We start from the raw sequence: 13,942 nt of genomic DNA on the forward strand, positions 1-13,942 counted from the left end.
GCGGTGCCGCTCTAGTAGAGTTCGGAGGGTGTTTGGTATCAACGGCAGCGAGTTCATCATCTTGGCGGTGCTCGCGATCGTCATCCTCGGGCCGGAGAAGCTCCCCGAGTACACGCGCGCCTTCACCGACTGGCTGCGCGTCATGCGCGACAAGGCCGAGGGTGCCAAGGCGCAGTTCAAGGAGGAGACCGGCACGGACTTCGACGAGGTGGACTGGCGCAAGTACGACCCCCGCCAGTACGACCCGCGCCGCATCATCCGCGACGCGCTCCGCGAGCCCGCCGGCGGCTCGTCCACGCCCGCGTCCCGCGCGGCGCAGGCGACGGGCATCAGCGCCGAGGACGTGCACGGCGGCCTCACCCGCCAAGACCTGACGGACATGGATCCGCGCACGCTCTTCCGCCGCCCCGCCGGGGCCGGCAGCACCGCCGCCGCGGAGTCCGGCGCCGCCGCCGCACAGACCCGGTCGACCGAGCCCGCCGCGGGGGCGGCAGCCGTGGGCGGTGCCGCCGCAGCCCTGATGGCCTCCGGCCGCGCCGAGGCCCTCACCGAGGAGCGCCCTGCCGCCGTCGAGACCGAACCGGACCCCCTCGAGCTGCTCGGGCTGGCACCCGCCCCCTTCGACGTCGACGCGACCTGACGCCGTCGCGCGCGCCGGCCGGGGCGCCGGCACCCGAGGTCAGCGCGGGGTGACCGGAAGGCGCCGCCCGGCCAGCCCGCGCGGTCGCACGGCCACCCGCTGCGCGATCTGCGTCAGCGCCCGGCCCGCGGGGCTCTCCGGCGCGGACACCACCACGGGTTCGCCGGCGTCGCCGCCCGCGCGCAGCGCCGGGTCCAGGGGAACGGTGCCCAGCAGCGGCACCTGCGTGTCCAGCACCCCGGACAGCCGCTCCGCCACCTCGGCGCCGCCGCCGGTCCCGAACACATCCAGGACGGTGCCGTCTGGCAGGGTCATCGGCCCCATGTTCTCCACGACGCCGGCCACGGTCTGGCCCGTCTGCTCCGCCAGCTGACCGGCGCGCGCGGCCACCTGCGCGGCGGCGTGCTGCGGCGTGGTCACCACGAGCAGCTCCGAGGCGGGCAGCAGCTGCGCCGTCGAGATCGCGATGTCCCCGGTGCCCGGGGGCAGGTCCACGAGCAGGACGTCCAGGTCGCCCCAGTGCACATCCGTGACGAACTGCTCGAGCGCGCGGTGCAGCATCGGCCCGCGCCAGGCCACCGGCCGGTCCGCGTCGAGGAACATGCCGATCGAGATGACCTTCACGTCCCGCACCACGGGGGGCAGGATCATCCGGTCCAGCTTCGTCGGGGTGCCGGTCACGCCCAGGAGCCCGGGGATGGAGTAGCCGTGCACGTCCGCGTCGATCAGGCCGACGGCGAGCCCGCGCGCGGCGAGCGCGACCGCGAGGTTGGCCGTGACCGAGGACTTGCCCACGCCGCCCTTGCCCGAGGCCACCGCGAGGACGCGCGTGAGCGTCCCCTCCCCGAACGGGTTCGTCGGCCGAGTCGCGCGCAGGGCGTCCTGCAGCGCCAGGCGGCGCTCGGGCTCCATGACCCCGACGCGAACGTCCACGGATTCACAGCCGGGCACGACGGCGACGGCGGCGGCCACGTCCGTCTGGATCGTCCCGCGCAGGGGGCACGCGGCGATCGTGAGCAGGACCGCGACCTCGACGACGCCCGGGGCGGTCTCCACGACCGACTCCACCATGCCGAGGTCGGTGATCGGGCGGCGGATCTCGGGGTCCTGGACCGTGGCGAGCCGTTCCAGCACCCGGCGCTCGAGGTCGGTGCGGACCTCGGGCACGGGCAGGCCCAGGGCGCTCATCGGCCGCCCCCGTCCACCGGGCCCGCACCGTCGGCGGGACCGGCCGCCGGACCGGACCCCCCGGCCTCGCGGGCCTCCTGGGCCGCGAGGGTGGCGAGCGTGGTGGTCGTGGGCTCGGCGCCGGCGTCGCCGCGCCGCGCATCCCGGCCGCGGCCCTTGGTCTTCTTGTTCTTGCGGGGCTGGGCCTCGGCGCCCGGGAGGCCGGCGCGCAGCTCCTCCCGGATCTCCTCCCGGATCTCCTCCCGCAGCTCGGCGCGCAGCGCCTCGCGGAGGTCGTCCCTGAGGTCGTCCTGGACGCCGCGCAGCTCGCCGCGCACGAAGTCGCGCGTGGCGACCTCCTGGACGGCCAGCCGCAGACCGGCGATCTCGCGGGTGAGGAACTCGGTGTCGGCGAGGTTGCGCTCGGCGCGGTCACGGTCCTCGCGCAGCGCGACCCTGTCCCGGTCGTCCTGGCGGTTCTGCGCCAGCAGGAGCAGGGGTGCGGCGTAGGACGCCTGGAGGGAGAGCATGAGCGTGAGCGCGGTGAAGCCGAGCTCGGCGGAGTCGAACCGCCACTCCATCGGGCCGAACGTGTTCCAGCCCAGCCAGGCGGCGCAGAACAGCGTCATCCAGACGAGGAACTGCGGGGTGCCCATGAAGCGGGCGATGCCCTCGGTGGCCTCGCCGAAGGCGTCCGGGTTCGGGGCCAGCCGGGGCACGCGGCGCCCGCTGGCGCTCAGCGGGGTGTCCAGGCCGGTGCCGCGGCCCGGGCGCAGGTCTCGCGCGGTCTGGGTCATGCTCACACCTCCGGTGTCGTGCGGCGGCGGGCCGCGGGGGTCAGGTTGCGGGGCGGGTCTCGGCGTCGTCGAGGTCCATGGCCCGCCAGTCGTCGGGCAGGATGTGGTCGAGCAGGTCGTCCACGCTCACGGCCCCGACGACGCGGTCCTGCTCGTTCACCACGGGGATGCACGTGAGGTTGTAGGTCGCGAGCTCGCGGGTCACATGGGCGATGGGGGCGAGGTCCGAGACGGGCTCGAGGTCCTTGTCCATGATGTTGCCGATCGCCTCCGGCGGCGGGTACCGCAGCAGGCGCTGGAAGTGGACGACGCCGAGGAACCGGCCCGTCGGCGTCTCCAGGGGCGGCCGGGCCACGATCACGAGCGAGGCCAGCGCGGGGGAGATCTCCTGCTGTCGGATGGTCGCCATGGCCTCGGCCACGGTGGCCTCCGGGGGGAGGATGACCGGCACGGGGGTCATGAGCGAGCCCGCGGTGCCCTCCTCGTACTCGAGCAGGCGCCGGACGTCCTCGGCGTCCTCCGGCTCCATGCGTTCGAGCAGCAGCTCCTGCTGGGAGTCGGGCAGCTCGTGGAGCAGGTCCGCCGCGTCGTCCGGGTCCATCTCCTCCAGGACGTCGGCGGCGCGGTCGATGTCCAGCTGGGAGAGGATCTGCACCTGGTCGTCGTCGGGCAGCTCCTGGAGCACGTCCGCGAGGCGTTCGTCCTGCAGCTCGCTGGCGACCTCGACGCGGCGCTTCTCCGACATGTCGTGGAGCATGTCCGCCAGGTCGGCGGGCTTGAGGTCCTCGTGCGCGGCGAGGAAGCTCGTGGCCCCCTGCGGGTCGGCCTGCGCCGTCCAGCGGGCCTCGTCCCAGTTCAGCAGGAGGTGCTCGCCCCGCTGGGCGCGGCCGAAGGGGCCGCGGCCGACGATGCGGCGCACGTACAGGTCCGAGACCAGCCAGTCGCCGTTGCGCTGCTGCTCCAGCCCGATGTCCTCCAGGAAGGCCTCGCCCGACCCGTCGGAGAGGCGCACCTTCCGGTCGAAGAGGTCGGCGGCCACCATCTGCTCGGCGCCACGGCGGGAGAACCGGCGCAGGTTGATCAGCCCGGTCGTGATGATCCGGCCCGAGTCCATGGACGTCACTCGCGTCATCGGGACGAAGACGCGCTTCTTGCCGGGGACCTCGATCACGAGGCCGGTGGCGAACGGGGCTGCGGCGGGGCCGCGGTCCAGCACGACGACGTCGCGCAGCCGTCCCAGGCGGTCGCCGAGGGGGTCGAAGACGTCCAGGCCCAGCAGGCGGGCCACGAAGATCTTGGGGGAGCTCACCGACCCAGCCTACGGCGTGCCGGACCGCGGCTCCGTGTCCGCGGACGGCGGACCGCCGCCCGCCCGGGCGCCGGGCCGGGCACAATGGGTCCATGTCGTTCATGATGTCCAACCCTCAGCCCGGCGCCGAGCAGGGCCTGCCCCGCGGAGAGCTGCTGGCCACCTACGCCACCTACGCGCAGGCGCGCGAGCAGGTGGACCGCCTCGCCGCCACGGACTTCCCCGTGAGCGCCGTGTCGATCGTGGGCAAGGACCTGCGGGTCGTGGAGCGGGTGCGCGGCCGGCTGAACTACGCCCAGGTGGCGTTGTCCGCGGGAGTGCGCGGCGTGTTCTTCGGTGGACTGATCGGCGTGTTCCTCTACCTGCTGGCCCCCGAGGCCGGCCCGGGGCAGATCCTCACCTCCATGCTGCTGGGCCTGGCGGTGTGGCTGATCTTCGGCGTGATCGGCTTCGCGATGCGTCGGGGCCAGCACGGCTTCGCGTCCTCGCAGGCCGTCGTGCCCACGGCCTTCGACCTCGTGGTCGCGTTCGACCACGCCGCCCGCGCCCGCCAGGAGCTGGGCCTGGGCGGTGCCGCGGCCCCGACGCCGCCCGCGGCCCCGCAGCCGGCGCCCGCGCCCGCCGCGGAGGAGGCCGAGGACGGGTCCGTGCAGGCCACCCCGGCCCCCGCGCCGTCGTCGGGCGGGTCCCACGCGGCGCCGGCCCCCGGCGGGCCCGAGGCGCCGGCCCGGCCCGCCCCGGAGGCGGACCCCGCGCCCACCGGCCTGGACCGCTCCTACGGCGTGACCCTGCCGCCGGAGGAGGTCGCCAAGCTCATCGAGGCGCGCGGCGGCCACCCGCCACGGCCCCAGGACGAGCCGCGCGGCTGAGCCCCGTCAGAGGGACCAGGACTCGAGCCGCCGGAGCATGTCGCGCTTCTTGCTCGCATGACCGTGCATCCGGCCCAGGATGTCGCCGAGGACGGTGACGGCGCGGTCGATGTACGGGCCCTTGTTCAGCATCGCGGCTTCGGCCCGCTGCGCCATCGCGGCGTCCGTGATCTCCGCCCGTGAGGGCAGGCCGGTCTTGGCGAGGGACTCGAGGACCTGGGTGGCCCAGATCGCGGGCACGTGCGCGGCCTCGCACAGCCACAGGATCTCCTCCTGCAGCTCGGCCATGCGTGCGAAGCCGGCCTCCACCGCCAGGTCGCCGCGGGCGATCATCACCCCGACGTCCCGCCAGCGCATCGCCTCGAGCAGCATCCGCGGCAGCTGCCGGAAGGCCTCCACCGTCTCGATCTTCAGCGTGATGTCCACGTCCGGCGCGTCCTCGGCCTCGAGCGCGTCGATCAGCTGGGCCACGTCCTCGGCCGAGCGGACGAAGGACATGTTCACCATGTCCGCGTGGCGAGCCGCGAACGGGATGTGGGCGAGGTCCTCGTCCGTGAGGGCCGGGATGTCCAGGTGCGTGTCCGGGAAGTTCACGCCCTTCTCCGCCTTGAGCTTCGCCCCGCGCGGGCCGGCCTGGGTCACCTCGAGGGTGATCTCATCGTCGGACACCCCCGTGATCCGCGTGCCGATCCGTCCGTCGTCGAGGGAGACCCGGTCGCCGACCGTCGCGTCCGCGAACGCCTGCGCCAGGGTGAGGCCGATCCGGTAGGGCGGCGTGTCGACCGCGGGAACCGGCTCGAGCGAGCGGGTCAGCACGATCTGCTCGCCCTCGTGCACGCGCATCGACTGCTCGAGCGGGGGCAGCGGTCCCACCTCGAGCGGACCGTGCGGCGTCGTCAGTGCCGTGCCCGTCGCCCAGTAGACCGTCTTGTCCGCCCGCACGAGCACGCCCTCGCCGCTCACCCGCTCGACCTCCAGCCTGCGGTGTGCACCCCGCGCGTCGGTCAGCTCGATCTCGTCGCCGCGCTGCAGGCCCGCCAGGGTCTTCCCGTCCGGGGCCGCCAGCGGCACGACGACGGCGCCGTCCGGCCGGTCCGCCACGGCCACGGCGTCGTGGGGCCCGGCGGCGAGCCACACGCGGGAGGGCTCGGTGACGATCCCGGAGGGGTCCCGGGCGGGCTTCACCTTCACGACGCGCGGTCCCGGCTCGATGGGGCCGGTGCGCACCTTCGGCCCGGCCAGGTCCATCGCGACCAGGGGTGCGGGCCGGCCCGCACCGGCACACCGGCGGACCGCCGCGATCATGGCGGCCCACGCCTGCTCGTCGTCGTGGGCGCAGTTCACGCGCGCCAGGTCCATGCCGGCTTCGGCGATCCGGGCCACGAGCTCTGGGTCCGTGGCGGCCTCGGAGGGCATCGTCACCATGATGCGCGCGTCCCGGTCGCCGCGGGCCGGACCGAGCAGGCTCGCTGCGTTGCGGGCGAGGATGGCGCGGCCCTCGGCGGAGGTCAGGGCGTCATCCTCGGGTGCGGTGGCGAGGTCGCCGTCGAGCGCGCGGGCGGCGGCCAGCACCGCGTCCACGTGGCCGAGCACGCCGGCCTCCATGCGGCCCAGCGAGGACAGGCCGGCGTCGCTCAGTGCCTCCTGCAGCGGCCGCAGGTCGGTGCCGCGCAGGGCGACGTAGTGCACGAGGTTCCGGGCCGAGGCCCGGTGGCGGTCCCGGACGCGAGAGATGAGGTCGGCGTGCTCCGCCTCGGCGGAGAGGAGGCGGTCGCGGAGGGCGGTGAGCTCGGTGGTCAGGTCGATACCCATGGTCCGAACCCTAGGCGCGCCCTCCGCGCCGGATCACGCCTGGAGCCGCGCCATCCAGGCCTCGATCTCGTCCGGGGTGCGGGGGAAGGCCGCGGAGAGGTTCTCGGCCCCGTCCTCGGTCACGAGGATGTCGTCCTCGATGCGCACGCCGATGCCGCGGTACTCCTCCGGCACGGCCAGGTCCTCCTCCTTGAAGTACAGACCCGGCTCGATCGTGAAGACCATGCCCGGCTCGAGCACGCCGTCCAGGTAGAGCTCGCGCTTGGCCTGCGCGCAGTCGTGCACGTCGAGGCCGAGGTGGTGCGAGGTGCCGTGGGGCATCCAGCGCCGGTGGTGCTGGCCCTCGTCCGAGAGCGCGACCTCGGCCGAGACCGGCAGCAGGCCCCAGCCGTCGAGGCGGTCGACGAGCACCCGCATGGCCTCGGCGTGGAGCTCACGGAACCGGATGCCGGGGCGCACGATCGCGAAGGCGGCGTCCGCGGCGTCGAGGACCGCCTGGTAGATGCGGCGCTGCACGTCCGTGAACGTGCCGGACACGGGCAGGGTGCGGGTGATGTCCGCAGTGTAGAGGGAGTCGTCCTCGACGCCGGCGTCGAGCAGCAGCAGCTCACCCGGGCGCACGGCGCCCGTGTTGCGGATCCAGTGCAGGATCGTGGCGTTGTTGCCGGAGGCCGCGATCGTGTCGTAGCCCAGGTCGTTGCCCTCGAGGCGGGCGCGGGCGAAGAAGGCGCCCTCGACCACGCGTTCGCCGCGGTCGTGTCCCACGGCGCGCGGCAGGGCCCGCACGACGTCCTCGAAGCCCGCGATCGTGGCGGCCACCGAGGCGCGCATCCGCTCGATCTCCCACGCGTCCTTGACCAGGCGCAGCTCGGAGAGGAACTCGGCGGTCTGGGCGTCGGCCTCGGCCGCGGCGGCCAGGTCCAGGCCGGCCTCGGTCCGGACGGCGGCCAGCAGGGCGTCCACGTCCTGGTCGGTCTCGGCCAGCAGCCGCACCGCGGTGCCGTCCGCGGCCACGTTCTTGGTGACGGCGGACTCGAGCTCCTCGAGCCCCGCCGTGCGCAGACCCGTGCGGGCGGCCAGGCCGGCCAGGGTCGGACGGGGGCCGATCCAGAACTCGCCCGAGCGCGAGTCCGCGTAGAACTGCTCGGTGTCCCGGCCGGCCAGGGGACGGAAGTACAGGGTGGCGGTGTGGTCCGTGCCGTCGTCGCCGGCGCCCGGGTCCGTGGGCTCGAGCACGAGCACGGCGTCCGGCTCGTGGTCCACGCCGAGGCCCGTCAGGTGGGCGAACGCGGAGTGCGGGCGGAAGCGGTAGTCGGTGTCGTTCGAGCGGACCTTGAGGCGGCCGGCCGGCACCACGATCCGCTCGCCCGGGAAGCGCGCGGACACGGCGGCCCGCCGCCGGGCGGCGTACGGGGCCGAGGCGTCGGGGTCGGGCAGGGCCTGCGACGAGGGCGCCCAGTCGGAGGCCATGAAGTCGCGGAAGGCGTTCGAGGCGGGGCGCTGCGAGCGGTTGTCGACGCGCTCGGCCAGCGGCTGGGGGTTCACCGCGCCGGTGCCGTCGGCGCCCGCCTCGGGGGTGGCGGCGGGCTGGTCGGTCGGGGGTGGTCTGGGCGGGGTGCTGTGCGGCATCGGTCATGCCCTCCATCATGGCACCGGTGGGCGCGGGCAGGTCGGGGCCGCCGCGCGCGGGTCTCGGTACCATGGCCGCCATGGCCCGCTACGACCTCCACACGCACTCGACCGAGTCCGACGGCACCGAGCCGCCGGCCGACGTGGTGCGTGCGGCGGCGCGGGCCGGGCTGGACGGCCTCGCGCTCACCGACCACGACACGACCGCCGGCTGGGCCGAGGCCGCCCAGGCCGCGCGGGAGACCGGGCTGACGCTCGTGCCCGGCATGGAGATGTCCTGCACCTCCGCGGACGGCGTGAGCGTGCACGTGCTCAGCTACCTGCACGACCCCGAGGACCCCGCCCTGCTGCGGGAAGTCGGCCGGGCTCGCGACGCGCGGCTGACCCGGGCGCAGGAGATGGTGCGGCGCCTGGGCGCGGACTTCTCGATCACGTGGGAGCTGGTCCAGGAGCACGCGGCGGAGAACGCGACGATCGGCCGGCCCCACCTGGCCGACGCCCTCGTGACGATCGGGGCCGTCCCGGACCGCTCCGCGGCGTTCCGGGAGATCCTCGCCGGCCGGTCCAAGTACTACGTGCCGCACTTCGCCCCGGACCCGGCCGAGGCGGTCGCGCTCATCCGGGCCGCCGGCGGGGTGCCGGTGTTCGCGCATCCCCGGGCGCGCATGCGGGGCCGCGTGGTGGGCGACGAGGTGTTCGAGCAGATGGCCGAGGCCGGACTGGCGGGGGTCGAGGTCGAGCACCGGGACAACCCGGCGGAGGAACGCACCTGGCTGCGCGCGTTCGCGGACCGGCACGGGCTGTTCGTCACCGGCTCGTCCGACTACCACGGCACCGGCAAGCCGAATCCGATCGGCGAGCACACCACGGGCGCGGAGGTGCTCGCCGAGATCGAGCGGCAGGGTACCGGCACGGCGATCATCCGCGGCTGAGCCCGGACAGCCCGGGCGACGGCGGAGGATCGGTTGCGCGAATGACCCTTCCAGCCGCCGCGCAGGCGGTCAGAAGGGTCATTCGCGCAGAAGATTCCCGGGGCCCGGGAGGGACGGTCAGCCGTCCACGACCTCACCGTTGCGGCGGCGCGTGCGGGTGCGGCCGCCCCGGCGACGACGGGCCTCGGCCCGGGCCTCGGCGCGCTCGGCCCGGCGGGCCTCCGTGAGCTCGACGCCGGCCACCGGCTCCGGCGTCCGGGCCGCGGGGGTCTCGGGGCGTGAGGCGGTGCGCTCGCGGCCCTCGCCGCGACCACGGCCCCGGCCCTCGGCGCGCTGCTCGGCGGGTGCCTCACCACGCCTGCGGCCCGAGCGCTCGGAGCGCTCGCCGCGGCTCCCGCCCCGCGCCGCGTCTCGGCCCTCGCCGGAGCGGCCGCCCCGGCCCCGGCCGCCGCGCTCGCCGTCGCGGGACCGGCCGCCCTCGCGACCCCGTCCGCGGCCGCCGTCGCGCTGCTTCGCCTCGGGGCCGCCGAGGTCCTCGAGCGTCTCGCCCTCGAGGCCCTCGAGCACGCGCTTGGCCTGCGGCAGACGGCCCTTCGTGCCCTTCGGGATGCCGAGGTCGGAGAACAGGTGCGGGGAGGAGGAGTAGGTCTCCACCGGCTCGGGCTGGCCGAGGCCGAGCGCCTTGTCGATCAGGGACCAGCGCGGCATGTCCTCCCAGTCCACGAGGGTCACCGCCACGCCCTTGTTGCCGGCGCGGCCCGTGCGGCCCACGCGGTGCACGTAGGTCTTCTCGTCCTCCGGCGCCTGGAAGTTGAACACGTGCGTGACGTCGTCGACGTCGATGCCGCGCGCCGCGACGTCGGTGGCCACGAGGATGTCCACCTTGCCGTTGCGGAACGCGCGCAGCGCCTGCTCGCGGGCGCCCTGGCCGAGGTCGCCGTGCAGCGCGCCGGCCGCGAAGCCGCGCGCCGTCAGCTCGTCCGCCACGCGAGCGGCCGTGCGCTTGGTGCGCGTGAAGATGATGGTCCGGCCGCGGCCCTCGGCCTGCAGGGCGCGGGCCACGAGCTCGTCCTTGTCCATGTGGTGGGCGCGGTAGACGAGCTGACGGATGTCCTTCTTCGTCAGGCCCTCGTCCTCCGGGTCCGCCGCGCGGATGTGGGTCGGCTGCGTCATGTAGCGGCGCGCCATCGCGACCACGGGACCCGGCATGGTGGCCGAGAACAGCATGGTCTGACGCACGGCCGGGACGGCGGCGAGCAGGGTCTCGACGTCGGGGAGGAAGCCGAGGTCCAGCATCTCGTCGGCCTCGTCCAGCACCACCGTGTTCACCAGGTCCAGGCGCAGGTGGCGCTGGCGCATCAGGTCGATGAGGCGGCCGGGGGTGCCGACGACGATCTCGACGCCGCGCTGCAGCTCCTCGATCTGCGGCTCGTAGGCGCGGCCGCCGTAGATGGTGGCGATGCGCAGGGGGCGCCGGGCCGCGGCGGCCGTGAGGTCGCCGGCCACCTGGACGGCGAGCTCGCGCGTCGGGGCGACGATCAGGGCCTGCGGGGCGCCCGCGGTGCCCTTGGCCTCGAGGCCGTCCCAGCCGGGCTCGCCCGGGCCGATGGCGCGCTGTAGCGCGGGGATGCCGAAGCCGAGGGTCTTGCCGGTGCCGGTCTTGGCCTGGCCGATGATGTCGTGGCCGCCGAGGGCGACCGGCAGGGTCATGGCCTGGATGGGGAAGGGGTGGACGATGCCCTTGGCCTCCAGGGCCTCGACGATCGCGGGGTGCACCCCGAAGTCGGCGAAGGTCTGCTCGGGGGCCACGGGGGCGGCGTCCTCGGTGACGATGTCCTCCGCGATCGCGGCGACCGTCGGGTCGAGGTCGGCGGAGGCGGGGGTGTGCTCGGAGTTCTGGGTCATGGCGACTCGCGTTCCTGGTCGGGCGTCGTCACGGCGGGCGGAAGGCCCGGCTCCGCCGTGCGCGCGGTTCAAGCGGAAGCCGATCGCGAGGCAAGCACGCGGAGCGGCCGACGGGCGGCGCCCCGTGGAACCGGGCCGGGCGCGCCGTGCGAGGCGGGCCGTGCCGGATCCGGCAGGTCATGGTGCCGTCCCGGGCGTCAGGGGCGCGGGCGGCGGGTCAGGGTGATCAGAGAGCGACCGGTCATCCTGGGTCAGCGTGAGCTGTGCGGCCAGTCTACCCCCGCGGCCGTGATCGCACCCGAGGCGCGGTCCACGCCCTCGATCCGCACGCGCACCCGGGTGCCCGCCGGGACGCTGCCCGGCACCCGCAGGCTCACGGCCGGGTCGAGCAGCCACACCTCGGTGCCGTCCTTCGCCTCCCGCACCGCGATCCCCTCGAGCTCCGCGCCGACGCGGGACTCGAGCGCCGCCGCCTCCACGAGGTCCGCCGCCGTCCGGCTCGCGGCCGAGGCCCGGCGCGACGAGTCCGCCATGAGGGCGGGCAGCTCGGGCAGGGCGCTGCGGACCCACGCGGGGGCGGGGGCGCCGATGGCATGGGCGTGGCACAGGGCCAGGACGAAGCGGTCCACGAGCCGGCGCAGCGGAGCGGTGGCGTGGGCGTAGGGGGCGGCGAGCGCGGCCTGGGCCGGTTCGGCCGGCGGTGTGCGCAGGGCCGGGTCCTCGGCCTGCGCGTCGAAGGCCGTGTACCCGGCGCCGCGGAACAGCCCGGTGGCCGCGTGCAGCACCGCCAGGTGCCGCGCGTCGGCGGGGTCGAGGGAACGCAGGTAGGCGCCGTAGTCCTGGTCCTCGTTCCACGGGGCGCCCAGGGCGCGCGTGCGCTCTCGGAAGGCGGCGACGGCGTCGGCGTCCGGCGCCGGCATCGTGCGCAGGATCCCGACTCCGGCGGCCAGCATCAGCTCGGCCGCGGCCATGCCGGTCAGCAGGGAGAGCTGGGCGTTGTGCTCCTCCGCCGGCAGCGGCGCCCGGTGCACGAGCTCGTGCGCCCCGTCCTCGGTGACACGGACCTCCTGGTCCGGCAGGTTCAGGGAGGCACCGCCGCGGGCGGCCTCCTGCGCGGCCCGCCGTCGGCCCACCTCCGGCAGCAGCGTCAGCGAGTCGCGCACCTCGGCCGGCCACCCCTCGGCGGCGGCCAAGTCCGCGTCGGTGACCCCGGGACGCGGCGTCGTCGGCGCCTGCGCTCCCTCCCGCGCGTCGAGGAAGGCCTGCACCTGCCCGTACGTCAGCTGCGCCCGGGAGCGGATGCGGGCGCGTTCGAGGCCCATCTCGACGACGGCGCCCGCGGCGTCCAGCAGGAACGTCCACACGAACGCCGGGCGCTCGCGGTCCGGCAGCAGGGAGGCGGCGTCCTCGCTCAGCACCTCCGGGTGCAGGGGGACCCGGCCGTCCGGCAGGTACACGGTCTGGCCGCGACGGCGGGCCTCGGCGTCCACGGCGCCGCCCGGGGCCACGAAGGCGGGCACGTCCGCGATCGCGTAGCGGACGAGGATGCCGTCGTCGTCGGCGGGGGTCAGGAGCAGGGCCTGGTCCAGGTCCGTGGAGCCGGCGGGGTCCACGGTGACGAACGGCAGGGCCGTGCGGTCCGCGTGGTCCGGGCTCCCGGTCAGGCCCGCGTGCACCTCACGCGCGGCCGCCTCCGCCTCGGCCAGGACGGGGGCGGGGAAGGCCGGCGGCAGCTCGAGCTCCGTCCGCAGGGCGGCGAGGCGATCGAGCAGGGCCGGGTCGGCGGGGCCGCGGAGGCCGAGGGCGTGAGGGGTCATGGCGGTGCTCCTGGGCAGGGGGCCGAGACGACGCACGCCCCGGCGGATCACCGGGGCGTGCGGGCGGGTCAGGAGGCGGCGAACCCGAGCGGGCCCGACTTCTTCGCGCCGATCTCCACGAAGCCGATGCGGTCGCCGGGGACGACCACCTGGCGGCCCTTGGCGTCCGCCAGGACCAGCGGGGTGCCGTCGGCGACGGCGGCGTCCACGAGGGAGCGGACCTCGTCCGCCGACTGCTCGCTGTCGATGACGACCTCGCGGCCGACGTGCTGCACACCGATGCGGATCTCCATGGGGAACCTCTTCTCTTCGTCGCGTCCTGTGCGGTCCGCCGTCAGCCTACGGGACCGCTCGGCGGGGTGGACGGGCGCCCACGAGGTTCACCCGCGGGCGAAACGGGCCGGACGGCCGGGTCAGCGCGGGGCATCGTCCGCGGAGGGCAGCGAGGCGAGGCCGCGCCAGATGAGCGCGTCCACCGTGCGGGCCGTCTCGGCCGCGGCGGGGCGGGCGTCGGCGTCGAGCCGGTCCGCCCAGTGGCGGGCGGCGCCCAGGAGGTAGCCGACGAGTCCGCGGGAGAGCACCTCGGCCTCGGCCTCGGCCACGGTGGTGTCCGCGCGGATGGTGCGCGCGACCTCGGAGGAGAGCAGCCGGTGCACGGCCTCGCTCCGCGTGCGCACCTCCGGGTCCCCGTCGATGCCGGAGTCGAAGATGAGGCGGTGGGTCCGCTCGGGGGAGGCCATGTACTCGAACACGGCGGCGACGGTGGCCCGCACCCGTTCGCGGTTGTCGCGGCGGGTGTCCATCGCCGCCTCGAGGAGCGCGCGCAGGCTCGCGACCTCGGCGTCCAGCAGCTCGAGGAAGAGCTCGTGCTTGCCGGGGAAGTGCTGGTAGAGGACCGGCTTGGAGACCTCGGCCCGCTCGGCGATCTGCTCCATGGAGGCCCCCGCGTACCGCTCCGCGGCGAAGACCGCGCGGGCGCAGTCCAGCAGCTGGCGGCGACGCTCGTGCCGGGGCAGACGACGGCCTCGCCCGGGCTCGTCGGGCGCGGTGGCGGCGGGGTGGGCG

At 75.4% G+C, this 13,942-nt stretch carries 12 protein-coding genes; 3 read left to right on the plus strand and 9 right to left on the minus strand.

Annotation, left to right across the window (positions count from 1 at the left end; all coding sequences use genetic code 11):
- Window positions 1-28: 28 nt before the first annotated feature.
- Window positions 29-640: a preprotein translocase subunit TatA gene (locus J1M39_RS05610; RefSeq protein ID WP_069941887.1), complete on the plus strand. Its 612-nt coding sequence runs from the start codon at window positions 29-31 to the stop codon at window positions 638-640.
- A 39-nt stretch (window positions 641-679) separates the two neighbouring features.
- On the opposite strand, the gene J1M39_RS05615 is transcribed toward J1M39_RS05610, so the two are convergent.
- The 3 genes from J1M39_RS05615 to J1M39_RS05625 are packed head-to-tail and all read right to left on the minus strand — an operon-like array spanning window position 680 to window position 3,913.
- Window positions 680-1,828, minus strand: coding sequence for an Mrp/NBP35 family ATP-binding protein (locus J1M39_RS05615; RefSeq protein ID WP_060973497.1), 1,149 nt, complete (start codon window positions 1,826-1,828; stop codon window positions 680-682).
- Window positions 1,825-2,604 carry a DUF1003 domain-containing protein gene (locus J1M39_RS05620; RefSeq protein WP_063189568.1) on the minus strand — a complete coding sequence of 260 codons (780 nt, stop codon included), beginning with the start codon at window positions 2,602-2,604 and terminating at the stop codon, window positions 1,825-1,827. The genes J1M39_RS05615 and J1M39_RS05620 overlap by 4 nt, the downstream gene beginning before the upstream one ends.
- A 40-nt stretch (window positions 2,605-2,644) precedes the next feature.
- Window positions 2,645-3,913 carry a magnesium transporter MgtE N-terminal domain-containing protein gene (locus tag J1M39_RS05625; protein ID WP_036339212.1) on the minus strand — a complete coding sequence of 423 codons (1,269 nt, stop codon included), beginning with the start codon at window positions 3,911-3,913 and terminating at the stop codon, window positions 2,645-2,647.
- A 92-nt stretch (window positions 3,914-4,005) separates the two neighbouring features.
- On the opposite strand from J1M39_RS05625, the gene J1M39_RS05630 reads away from it, so the two are divergent.
- Window positions 4,006-4,782, plus strand: coding sequence for a general stress protein (locus tag J1M39_RS05630; RefSeq protein ID WP_206496552.1), 777 nt, complete (start codon window positions 4,006-4,008; stop codon window positions 4,780-4,782).
- A 6-nt stretch (window positions 4,783-4,788) separates the two neighbouring features.
- Here the strand turns inward: J1M39_RS05630 and J1M39_RS05635 are convergent, their stop codons facing one another.
- Together J1M39_RS05635 and J1M39_RS05640 are read right to left on the minus strand one after the other, a co-directional pair.
- Window positions 4,789-6,594 (minus strand): pyruvate kinase, encoded by a 1,806-nt coding sequence (locus tag J1M39_RS05635; RefSeq protein WP_078025598.1) that lies wholly within the window; start codon window positions 6,592-6,594, stop codon window positions 4,789-4,791.
- Between the two features lie 33 nt (window positions 6,595-6,627).
- Window positions 6,628-8,223 carry an aminopeptidase P family protein gene (locus tag J1M39_RS05640; RefSeq protein ID WP_241253873.1) on the minus strand — a complete coding sequence of 532 codons (1,596 nt, stop codon included), beginning with the start codon at window positions 8,221-8,223 and terminating at the stop codon, window positions 6,628-6,630.
- 71 nt (window positions 8,224-8,294) lie between these two features.
- On the opposite strand from J1M39_RS05640, the gene J1M39_RS05645 reads away from it, so the two are divergent.
- Complete coding sequence (locus tag J1M39_RS05645) at window positions 8,295-9,155, plus strand: PHP domain-containing protein (protein ID WP_078025600.1); 861 nt, start codon at window positions 8,295-8,297, stop codon at window positions 9,153-9,155.
- Window positions 9,156-9,272: 117 nt separating this feature from the next.
- Here the strand turns inward: J1M39_RS05645 and J1M39_RS05650 are convergent, their stop codons facing one another.
- The 4 genes from J1M39_RS05650 to J1M39_RS05665 form a co-directional block, all read right to left on the minus strand.
- Window positions 9,273-11,060 carry a DEAD/DEAH box helicase gene (locus J1M39_RS05650; RefSeq protein ID WP_206496553.1) on the minus strand — a complete coding sequence of 596 codons (1,788 nt, stop codon included), beginning with the start codon at window positions 11,058-11,060 and terminating at the stop codon, window positions 9,273-9,275.
- 251 nt (window positions 11,061-11,311) lie between these two features.
- On the minus strand, window positions 11,312-12,877 hold the full coding sequence (locus J1M39_RS05655) for an RNB domain-containing ribonuclease (protein WP_134415723.1): 1,566 nt from the start codon (window positions 12,875-12,877) through the stop codon (window positions 11,312-11,314).
- Window positions 12,878-12,945: 68 nt separating this feature from the next.
- The gene (locus J1M39_RS05660; protein WP_002854967.1) at window positions 12,946-13,170 is read right to left on the minus strand and encodes a DUF3107 domain-containing protein; all 225 of its coding nucleotides are present in this window, start codon (window positions 13,168-13,170) and stop codon (window positions 12,946-12,948) included.
- Between the two features lie 120 nt (window positions 13,171-13,290).
- Window positions 13,291-13,942: TetR/AcrR family transcriptional regulator (locus J1M39_RS05665; protein ID WP_206496554.1), on the minus strand; the 652-nt coding region annotated here is incomplete at its 5' end.

The organism is Micrococcus sp. KRD077, from assembly GCF_017168505.1.
GTDB classification, from domain to species: Bacteria; Actinomycetota; Actinomycetes; order Actinomycetales; family Micrococcaceae; genus Micrococcus; species Micrococcus luteus.